Consider the following 2,364-nt stretch of genomic DNA (forward strand, 5'->3'; position numbering starts at 1 on the left):
CAGCCCTCTTAAGAGGGTTTGATAATAAAGGAAACTGAGTTTCCGAAAATCTACATAACTAAAATAGGAGGCAAATCATGCAAAGGAAAATATTAAAAGGTTTACTTTCGCAACAATACGAACATCCCTTTGATAAAAAAGCATTGGACACATTGAAATCCCACAAATTCCTTGAAACATTAGTTAGAGCTTTTAATGCACAGGGTATATAAAGGCTTCTTAGGATTCAATATACGGAAGCAATGTGAAGGTGAACGAAAGAAATTTTCCTGAAATTTACTATACATTATGTGAAGCCTCCAGCATCTTGGACATGCCTTTTGTGCCGAAGCTTTACATACAGTGGAGCTACGGGATAAACACCATGACTGCTGGAGTGGAGGAACCTATAATAGTTTTGAATTCAGGGGCTGTTAACCTTCTTTTAAGGGAAGAGCTTTTATTCATCATAGGCATGAGCTGGGACATATAAAGAGTATGCACGTTTTATACCACCAGATGGCGCAGGTTTTTCCGATACTCGGAGAAATAGTAGGCTCAATTACCCTCGGTGCGGGAAAGCTTCTTTCAACAGGGCTTCAGATAGCCCTTTTAAATTGGGTGAGGATGTCAGAGTTTACGGCAGACCGGGCGGGGCTTCTCACCTGTCAGGACCCCGAAGTGGCTGCATCTGCCTTGATGAAGCTTGCGGGAGTGCCACAAAAAATTTTGACCGAATAAGAATAGATGAATTTATAAATCAGGCAAAGGAATTCGAGGATTACGACTACGATGCTTTGGACAAGGTTGCAAAGTATTTGAGCATAATGTGCAGGACCATCCCTGGACGGTAATGAGGGTCTCCGAGCTTTTCAAATGGGTGGAAAGCCGAGGTTACAGGGATATAATTGGAAAATATAAAGCTGAAATTGCTTAAGGGTTTATTAAAAATATAGCACCGGTTGGATGTATTTTAAAAACCGGTGCTTTTTTCTTGCTGTTCTTTGGTAAGTATAACATATTGCTTTCTTCTATAAATACGTAAAAAAGGATTATATTTTTCAATTTTACCATATGACGTGTGAAGGCTATAATATAAGAAGCACCTGAAAGCAAAGTTGGAGGAGGAATAACATTGGAAAATAGAATTTTTTCATCTACTAATGCTATGATTTTGGCTTCATTGGGTATAGTGATAAACATTGTTTTTGGTACAATAGTCCAAACCCTTCAAATACCCCTGTTGTTTTTGGATACCATAGGTACCATTTTTGTGGCAGCAGTACTGGGACCATTTTCAGGAGCTATAACAGGAGGATTGACAAACATAATTCAAGGGATTATTACGAATCCAAAAGATATTCCATTTGCTATAGTAAACGTTGTAGTCGGATTAATAGTTGGGTTCATTTCTAAAAGATACAAGTTTGATTTAAAGATTGCGCTGATTACGGGAGTTATTTTATCGGTAGTTGCACCATTAATTGGGACACCTATAGCTGTGCTTATATATGGCGGTTTGACGGGTGGAGGCACTGATATTATTTTTGCATGGTTATTGGCCAGCGGACAAAAAATTTTTACTGCTGCTTTTATACCTCGGGTAGTTGGCAATTTAATCGATAAAATAACAAGCTGCATTATTGTAAGTATTCTCATTCAAAAACTTCCAAAAAAATTTTTTTTAGGAAAGTGATGTAAGAGTGCTTAGAGGAAAACAAATCATTTATTTAGCCCATTGTGTATTAAATCAAAACTCAGTAGTAAGGGGATGGGAACGGGCACAGGGCGCTTTTAATGATATTATTAAGGTAGTTTTGGACCATAATATTTCCATAATCCAACTGCCATGCCCGGAGTTTACATTTCTAGGAGAAGAAAGGCCTCCAAAAACCAAAAAAGAATATGATACTCCAGAATATAGGAAAGTTTGCGAAGAGTTAGCCGAGAAAGTTATTGCTCAGATGAAGGAATACGCGACTCATGGGTATAAAATTCTTGGTTTGATAGGGATAGAGGAAAGTCCATCGTGCGATACTCTGTGCAGTAAAGGTATTTTTATGGAAGAACTCCAAAAATTAATGGAAAGGGACGGAATAAAAATAAGTACTTTTGACATTTCCGAGAAATATACTGAAGGTGAGTCTAAGGAATTTGTTCAACAATTTAAGGAGTATATTGAAAAATTGATTATTTAAAGTCCTTGTAAGCACCATGTTTATTATAATAATGCTTAAATATAGTTCTTTTTTTATGGCACAATATATGTCAAGAAGTGATGTCATATGAATATGGCTATATGGATGTGCTTTGTTAAGCATAGGCGGTTAGAAAAATGGACTCAACAATAAAATACTACGATGAAAACGCAAAGGCTTTTTTTGA

Annotated in this window: 5 protein-coding genes; all 5 read left to right on the forward strand. The window is 36.9% G+C overall.

The window, feature by feature from the left end; translation table 11 throughout:
* The first annotated feature begins 77 nt into the window (after window positions 1-77).
* Window positions 78-212, forward strand: a complete 135-nt coding sequence (locus ACPLOV_RS11385) for a hypothetical protein (RefSeq protein WP_424911200.1) — start codon at window positions 78-80, stop codon at window positions 210-212.
* Window positions 213-250: 38 nt separating this feature from the next.
* Window positions 251-472: a hypothetical protein gene (locus ACPLOV_RS11390; protein ID WP_424911201.1), complete on the forward strand. Its 222-nt coding sequence runs from the start codon at window positions 251-253 to the stop codon at window positions 470-472.
* A 5-nt stretch (window positions 473-477) separates the two neighbouring features.
* Complete coding sequence (locus ACPLOV_RS11395; protein ID WP_424911202.1) at window positions 478-720, forward strand: M48 family metalloprotease; 243 nt, start codon at window positions 478-480, stop codon at window positions 718-720.
* Between the two features lie 427 nt (window positions 721-1,147).
* Window positions 1,148-1,675, forward strand: coding sequence for a CD3073 family putative ECF transporter S component (locus ACPLOV_RS11400; RefSeq protein ID WP_424911204.1), 528 nt, complete (start codon window positions 1,148-1,150; stop codon window positions 1,673-1,675).
* Between the two features lie 7 nt (window positions 1,676-1,682).
* Window positions 1,683-2,177, forward strand: a complete 495-nt coding sequence (locus ACPLOV_RS11405; protein WP_424911203.1) for a CD3072 family TudS-related putative desulfidase — start codon at window positions 1,683-1,685, stop codon at window positions 2,175-2,177.
* Window positions 2,178-2,364: the final 187 nt, after the last annotated feature.

Source organism: Thermovenabulum sp. (genome assembly GCF_049723235.1).
Classification (GTDB): domain Bacteria; phylum Bacillota; class Thermosediminibacteria; order Thermosediminibacterales; family Thermosediminibacteraceae; genus Thermovenabulum.